Below are 6,886 nucleotides of genomic sequence, written 5' to 3' on the forward strand. Positions count from 1 at the left end.
TTTGAAAGCCGGAGAGTGGTTCCGGCGGGGTCTCTTGCTCATCGTCTCTCCTGTTCAGCAGCCATTCTGGCTGCTCTCAGGCAGAAACTCCACTTATCCCGCTGTCCAAATTTCCCGAGCCAGCTCTATGAGCACATTCTCCAGCAGGCTCAGCGAGCATGTCGAGGCCTATGTCGCGCTTCGACGCTCGCTCGGCTTCTCGCTCAGCAAGCAGGCGGCGATCCTGCGCGCGCTTGTCGCCTACGTCGATGCCGAACAGCACGATGGTCCACTCTGCCGTCGAACGGTGCTCGGCTTCATAGGCTCCTGGGCGGGCACGGCGAATGGACGAGCCGTTCGCTATGGCGTGGTTCGCAGATTCAGCGAGTATCTCGCCATCTTCGATCCGCGCACCTAAGCGCTTGACCCCAAGGCCTTCCCAGGAACCGAGCTATCCCGCCACCCAGGATCCTCACCGACGAGGAGCTCTCACGGCTCATGGCGGCCTGCCGCTCGGTATCGCCCGATTATCCCGAGCGCGCCGGGTTCCTGACGCCGCTCGTCGGCCTGCTCGCCAGCACCGGCATGCGGTCCGGCGAGGCGTTGCGCCTTGATATCAGTGATGCCGATCTCACGCAGGGAATTCTCCACATTCGAAGGACCAAGTTCCGTAAGGATCGCCTGGTTCCCGTCCATCCTTCGACGCTGGCGGTCCTGCGCGACTATGCAAGACACCGGGATGGGGACCTTCCAACGCCGGACACCCCGGCATTCTTCGTCAGCTCGCGTGGGACGCGATTGTCGAAGTCTGGTCTGAACGCCGCCTTCGGCGCGGCGCGCTCCCTCGCCGGCCTCGATCGCGGCAAGCCGGTGCGTCTCCACGACCTGCGTCACCGTTTCGCGGTCAGGCGGCTGGCGAACTGGCACCAGCAAGGCGCCGATGCGCGTGCGATGCTGCCGCTGCTCGCGACCTATCTCGGCCATGGCCACTACAGCGACACCGCCTATTACATCACCGCGGACGCCGATCTTTTGGCCATGGCCGCCGAACGGGCCTTGGCCTGGGGAGAGACGCCATGAACGGCCGCTTCTCCTTTCCATCGCTGTTGGAGTCCTTCTTCCGCCATCGTATGACCCGGCAGCGCAATGCCACGCCAGCAACGATCGCCAGTTATCGGGATGCCCTTCGCATGCTGATCCTGTTCGCCGCCGATAGGACCGGATGCGGGCCATGCGAACTCACCATCGGCGATCTGGATCGCGACACCATCCTTGCCTTCCTCGATCACCTGGAAGTCTCGCGCGGGAACAAGGTCCAGACGCGCAATGCCCGGCTGGCGGCAGTGCGATCCTTCTTCCAGCACATCGCCGCCAACGACCCCGCTTCGCTTGGCATCGCCCATAGGATCCTCGCCATTCCGCTGAAGAAAGCGCACACCGAGATCACCCATCACCTCACGCGCGCGGAGCTGGATGCGCTCATCGCGGCGCCCGATCAACGGACCGTGCGGGGCCGCCGCGACCGCACCTTGCTGCTGTTTCTCGGTCGCACTGGCGCTCGGGTATCCGAAGCAACGGGCGTTAATGTCGACGATGTCCAGCTCGACCGGACCAGGCCCCAGGTGCTTCTGCGCGGCAAGGGGCGCAGGGAACGTGTTGTGCCAGTCTCGGCCGATCTCGCTCAAGCCCTCAGAGCCCTGATCGCCGAGCATGGCCTCATCCATGATCCGCGGGGTCCTATATTCCGTGGCACCCATGATGAGCGAATGACCCGGTTCGGTGTGACGCATGTTGTCCGGCGTGCGGTGGCCGCGGTCACGCAGCCGGGGTTGGCGCGCAAGGTCGTCTCACCCCATGTTCTGCGCCACACCCTCGCCATGACGCTGCTGCAATCAGGTGTCGACTTGCTCACCATCCAGGCCTGGTTCGGTCATGCGCAGGTCGCGACGACGCATCGCTATGCGGCAGCCGATGTCGAGATGATGCGCCGCGGCCTCGACCACGCCGCCATCTCGGGCAAGCAGCCCGCCCGGTTCAAGGCAAAGGACGCGGTGCTCCAACTGCTCGAGAGCCTATAATTATGTGGCGGCTGGGAGCCGCAAAGCGCCGGAATGCCGCCATCGGCTCTGCCGCCGCCACATAATCTCCCACGACACATAAATGCGGATCGCGCTTGAGCGTCTCCTGCACCAGCAGGGACAGGCTGCCAAAGCCCTTGCGCTTATGCGGAGCTCCGCATAAGCGCAATTATGTGGAGTGCCGGATTATGCGGAGTCCGCAGCGGCAATCGGTTGCCGACTGCGGTGTTCCAGAAGCAATCACTCGACATAATTCGTCGATCGGCCGATCGACTTCAGCATCGCCAGTAGCTTGTCGGGAGCGCGGAAACGACCCGGCTTGAGCGACGGCGGCGCCATCGCGGCAAGCGCCTCGAGCTTTTCAGTCGGATCGGCGCGTAGATAGATCTCCGTGCTCTGCAGACTGGCGTGGCCAAGCCAGAGCGACACTTTGCGAACATCGCGGGTCGCCTGCAGGGTGTGCATGGCGCAGGTATGGCGCAAAACATGCGGAGTGACGCGCTTGTCGGCGATGGAAGGCAGCTTCTGCGCCGCGGTGGCCACATGCTTGGCGAGGATGTATTCGAACCCAGATCTGGTCATCGCCCGACTTGTGGCATTGAGGAAGAGCTCGGCATCGCCGCTCTCCGGGCGGACTGCCAGCCAGGCCTTCAGCGCCGCCGTTGTCTCCTTCCATAAGGGCAGCACGCGCTCGCGGCGTCCTTTGCCCATGACGTGGATGCTGGCGACCGTTTGGCGGTCGATCTGATCGATGCGGAGGCTGATGAGCTCGGAGACGCGCAGGCCCGCGGCGAAGGCCAGGTGGAGCATCGCCCGATCCCGGATACCGGCGACCTGACGCGGATTCGGCGCATCAAGCAGAGCCTGCATCTCCGCACGTGTGAGATGGCTGACGAGCGCCTCATCGGTCTTCTTCATCGGGATCGCTCGGACCCGGCGTGCCTGGTCCAGACAGGACGGGAGCCGGTATTCGAGGAAACGGAAGAACGAATGGATCGCGGCAAGGCGGGCGTTGCGGGTGCGCGCCGAGTTGCCGCGCGCCTCCTCGATGTGCTCGAGGAAGGCCAGGAGGAGCGGCGGATCGAGCTGCTCGATCACGATGTGGGACGGCGTGGTCCTCAATCGGGCAGCCGCGAAGCACAACAGCAGCCGAAAGCTGTCGGCGTAGGCCTCACACGTGTGCGGGCTTGCCCGCCGCTCATGGGGGAGATGTTCTTGCAGAAAGGTGGCGAGATGAGGAGCCAGCGCGGTCATGCGACGGCTCCCTGGTGCAAGGCCTCACCGGCGGATGCAATCTGCCCCATGAGGATTGGCGTTGCCTGCAGGTACCAATAGGTGTCGGTGACATGGGCGTGACCGAGATAGGTGCTGAGCGCGACGATATGGCGGCCAACGGCATCGCGATCAGGCCGACATTGCTCCAAAGAGCGGACGGCGAAGGTGTGCCGCAGATCGTGAATACGAGGTCCCGGCTGACCGGGCTGCCCTCTCAGGCCAGTCGATCGGGCAAGGCGGAGGAAGATGGCAATCACCGTGGGATAGGACGGCGGCGTACCTGTAGTGGAGACGAACAGGGCGTCGTTCAAGGTCCCGAGCCGCTGGCGCGCCGACACATACCGGTCCAGGGCTTCCCACGTGGTGGCGTGGAGCGGCAGCAAGCGGCTCTTTTGGAACTTGGTTTGTCGGATCACCAGCCCGTCGGCCGTCAGATCATCGAGGCTCAGAGCGAGGGCTTCGGAAACGCGCATGCCGGTGGCCGCCAGCAGGCCGAACAGGGTCTCGTACAGCAGCGGCCTGATCGAGCCAGAGGGCTTGAGGAGGGCCGCTGCTCGCATCAGCGCGGTGATCTCATCGGCCGTATAGATGTGCGGGATCCGCCGCTCGAACAGGCGGCGGCCCAGGGCATCGGCGGGCGGAATCTCATGATGCCGATCCTCGGCCGACAGCGCCAGGGCAAAGCGGCGGACCGTCAGCAAGCGATTGCGGCGCTGCTGCGGTGAGGGAGCGAGTGTCGCCCATGCGAGTACGCGCGCCGTTTGAACATACTGGTCGCCGCTGCCTTCTGCGAAAGCAACGAAGCTCTTGCGCAGCGTGTGCTGGATGCGGAACCTGAAGCCGAGATGATGCTGCAGTTCCGCATAGCGTGCGAGGTCCAGGTTCAGCATGACACGCTCCCGGGCCAGGGTTGAGCGATCTGAAGCAGCATGTCGACGTCCACCTTCGCGTAATGAGCGGTGGTGTCGATCGACCGGTGGCGAAGCACAGTCCCGATCATGTCGAGCGTGGCGCCGGCGGGCAGCATGCTGGTCGCTGCGGAGTGCCGCAGCAGATTGGTACCTCGGGACGGCGGGTCATCAATGCCGGCCCTCTCAAGGGCAAGGCTGACGATGCTCGAGACGCTCGGGCTCGCCAGCTGCCGATGCGGTGCGACGGTCCGCAGGAAAACCTGCTCACAGGCGGCCAGCGGCCGGGCGTCTCGGAGATAGGCGATGATCGCCTCACCCGCGTCTTGGGGGAGCGGAAGCCGGATCTCACGACGCCCTTTGCCGCACACACGCAGGGTGCCCTCTCGCCAGTCGATGTCGTCGAGGCGCAGGCCTGCAATGTCGCCGGCGCGCAGGCCGAGACGGGCCAGCAGCAGAAGGACCGCGCGGTCGCGGATGCCCATGGGTGTTGTGAGGTCGCACGACGCGATGAGCCGCTCGACGTCCACAGCGGGGATGTAGCGCGGCAACGCCGACAACCGCCATTGCGGGATCGTCGGTATGGCCTGATCAAGTCCCGGATGGCACGAGCCGTGGGCCGCCAGATATCGAAGGTAGCCTCTCAATGCCATCGTCATGGTCTTGAGGTAGGCCCGCGAACTTCGCTTCCCTTCGTCCAAGATCACTTGCCGGACGAGAGCAGCATCGTACTGCATGGGATCGGAACCCAGAGCCGGAAGCAGGCGCATGACCATGCGAGCGTGGCGCTGGACGGTGCGCTTCGAGATTCCGCGATGCCGTCGCAGCCAAATCTGGAAAGCAAGGATCTTATCGTCACCGGGACGGGGCGGCACCTGTGCTGGCCGTGTCACTGCCCCGCATTCGGCCAGGAAGCCAACGAACCGGCGAACACGGTTGACGTATTTGACCGACAGTCGATCGGCTTGCCGGATGCCGGGGCAACCGCATCGGTGCCGAGCAAAACGGCGAACGACCCTGTCGTCAATCTCAGCGACGGCGATCTTCTTGCTCTGCAGCCATTGTCCGAAGTGACGAGCCGAGGCTTCGTAGCCTGACACTGTCAGGTGGGTGTGCCCCAGGCTCACCAATCGGCCCGTGAACGCCTCTACGAACGCGCAAGGCACCTGGGTTCATCAGTTGCGTGCATTCCGGCAGAACTTCCTTCGACTTTGACACGTGTGGTCTCCTCTCGAGGTCAAACGAACCTGGAGAGACGACAACAATTATGCTGGGCAAGAAAGCGGGATGAGCACTCTAAGCGATTGGAAACAAAGGACGAAGTTGCCTCGATTGCTGCGGACTCCGCATAATCCGGCACTCCACATAATTACGCATATCGGTGTGGCCGGTGGCCAGCCACACACGCACGCCGGTTGGCACCGGGATCATGCCAGGCTCTCCACCACCTGCAGGACCCGCCGCAGCGCCTCGGCATCGACCTCGCGGTCCACGCGAATGCGGCGCCCGCGGCCCAGGACGATCTCGATCAGTCCGCTGCGCCGCGCTGGGGATGCTATCGGCGTGGTCTGCCCTGGGACGGGCGTGATCTCGACTGGCATGAAGGTCGGACCGGCGTCGCCAAGTCGCCCTTCGCGAGCCAGACGGCGCCAAGTGAAAACCACGCTGGGCGCGAGACCATGGCGGCGGGCCACCTCAGTGACCGTCACACCCGGCTGCAGCGTCTCTTCCACGATCTGGAGTTTGTCCTGGAGGCTCCAGCGAGGCTCCAGCGCCGCCGCCGCTCTGTGCCAAGAACTTCGATCTTCATCAATCTACTGACCTTAAAGCGAGCCTTAAGGTCAGAACGTCACGCGCAAACAGCGCTCTCACAAGAGGGCACAGGCCGAGTGCATACTGCCATTCCCACACAGAAGTCGGTCGACCGATTCAAGGACCAGATCAGGGCTTCAACGCAAAGGAAGATACCTCTGCGTATGGGAGAATTGATCAAGATGATCAACCCGATCATCCGAGGATGGGGAAACGACTACTGTCGCTCCAACGTCAGGAAGCGCTTCCATCAGTTGGATCGGTGGATAATCCGAAGGCTGTGGTCGCATCGCGCTAAGCGATGGCGAAACGCATGCTGGACAGAGTATCCCATCAGAAGGCTGCGGGACGAGTTCAAGCTTGTCAGCCTTGTCTGGCTGATACCTTCTCTTCAGATCGTGAAAGCCCGTTCATGAAAGCCGGGTACGGGAAGACTGTACGCCCGGTTTGTGCGGCGGACGGAGGCGAGCCCTTTGATGGGCGCCTCCTCCGACCCGACCCTTAGCCGTTCCTATTCACCAGAGTTTGTTTCGGGGCCTATTTGGTAGCGCGGGCGTGCCGATCCGCTGCGTTTCTTTCACCGCGGCAAGGTCTGGAACGTGGGGAACGCGTTGGCAGGGACGGGATGGGATGACCGGGGCGATGGCAGCCCCGGCGCTCAGGGCGAGGCCGCCCGGGGCTGGGGTGCCAGAGCGCTCGCAAGACGCCGGACGAGATCCGCTTCCGGACAGCACGAGGCAAAGGCCAGTCGGATGCGGCTGGTGGTTTCCTGCACCCGCACGGCGATCTTGAGCAGGCGCAACCGCAGCGTTGCGAACTCCGCCCGGGCGAGAT

Annotated in this window: 8 protein-coding genes and 1 pseudogene; 4 read left to right on the plus strand and 5 right to left on the minus strand. The window is 63.8% G+C overall.

What is annotated here, in order from left to right:
- The 3 genes and pseudogenes from FS320_RS48780 to FS320_RS35025 all read left to right on the plus strand — a co-directional run.
- Positions 1–397, plus strand: a pseudogene (locus FS320_RS48780) (hypothetical protein); the annotation flags it as partial.
- Between the two features lie 80 nt (positions 398–477).
- Entirely contained in the window at positions 478–1,059 is a 582-nt protein-coding gene (locus FS320_RS48785; protein WP_244627591.1) for a tyrosine-type recombinase/integrase, read from the plus strand.
- Entirely contained in the window at positions 1,056–2,057 is a 1,002-nt protein-coding gene (locus FS320_RS35025) for a tyrosine-type recombinase/integrase (protein WP_152716983.1), read from the plus strand. Before FS320_RS48785 ends, FS320_RS35025 begins: the two co-directional genes overlap by 4 nt.
- A gap of 240 nt (positions 2,058–2,297) precedes the next feature.
- Here the strand turns inward: FS320_RS35025 and FS320_RS35030 are convergent, their stop codons facing one another.
- The 4 genes from FS320_RS35030 to tnpA all read right to left on the minus strand — a co-directional run bounded on the left by FS320_RS35030 (position 2,298) and on the right by tnpA (position 6,012).
- On the minus strand, positions 2,298–3,311 hold the full coding sequence (locus FS320_RS35030; protein ID WP_152716984.1) for a tyrosine-type recombinase/integrase: 1,014 nt from the start codon (positions 3,309–3,311) through the stop codon (positions 2,298–2,300).
- Positions 3,308–4,222, minus strand: coding sequence for a tyrosine-type recombinase/integrase (locus tag FS320_RS35035; RefSeq protein ID WP_152716985.1), 915 nt, complete (start codon positions 4,220–4,222; stop codon positions 3,308–3,310). Before FS320_RS35035 ends, FS320_RS35030 begins: the two co-directional genes overlap by 4 nt.
- Complete coding sequence (locus tag FS320_RS35040; RefSeq protein ID WP_162003439.1) at positions 4,216–5,406, minus strand: tyrosine-type recombinase/integrase; 1,191 nt, start codon at positions 5,404–5,406, stop codon at positions 4,216–4,218. Before FS320_RS35040 ends, FS320_RS35035 begins: the two co-directional genes overlap by 7 nt.
- 261 nt (positions 5,407–5,667) lie before the next feature.
- Positions 5,668–6,012 (minus strand): IS66-like element accessory protein TnpA, encoded by a 345-nt coding sequence (gene tnpA, locus FS320_RS51065; protein WP_152716986.1) that lies wholly within the window; start codon positions 6,010–6,012, stop codon positions 5,668–5,670.
- On the opposite strand from tnpA, the gene FS320_RS51070 reads away from it, so the two are divergent.
- Positions 5,920–6,468 carry a group II intron maturase-specific domain-containing protein gene (locus FS320_RS51070; protein ID WP_152716987.1) on the plus strand — a complete coding sequence of 183 codons (549 nt, stop codon included), beginning with the start codon at positions 5,920–5,922 and terminating at the stop codon, positions 6,466–6,468. The genes tnpA and FS320_RS51070 overlap by 93 nt on opposite strands.
- Before the next feature lie 242 nt (positions 6,469–6,710).
- Here the strand turns inward: FS320_RS51070 and FS320_RS35055 are convergent.
- On the minus strand, positions 6,711–6,886 hold a 176-nt coding region (locus tag FS320_RS35055), incomplete at its 5' end, for a transposase (protein WP_192926244.1).

This window comes from Microvirga tunisiensis (assembly GCF_009296175.1).
Lineage (GTDB): Bacteria > Pseudomonadota > Alphaproteobacteria > Rhizobiales > Beijerinckiaceae > Microvirga > Microvirga tunisiensis.

Coding starts and splice junctions, on each gene's coding strand:
- FS320_RS48785 (WP_244627591.1), top strand. CDS start 478: ATGGCGGCCTGCCGCTCGGTATCGCCCGATTATCCCGAGCGCGCCGGG.
- FS320_RS35025 (WP_152716983.1), top strand. CDS start 1,056: ATGAACGGCCGCTTCTCCTTTCCATCGCTGTTGGAGTCCTTCTTCCGC.
- FS320_RS35030 (WP_152716984.1), bottom strand. CDS start 3,311: ATGACCGCGCTGGCTCCTCATCTCGCCACCTTTCTGCAAGAACATCTC.
- FS320_RS35035 (WP_152716985.1), bottom strand. CDS start 4,222: ATGCTGAACCTGGACCTCGCACGCTATGCGGAACTGCAGCATCATCTC.
- FS320_RS51070 (WP_152716987.1), top strand. CDS start 5,920: ATGGCGGCGGGCCACCTCAGTGACCGTCACACCCGGCTGCAGCGTCTC.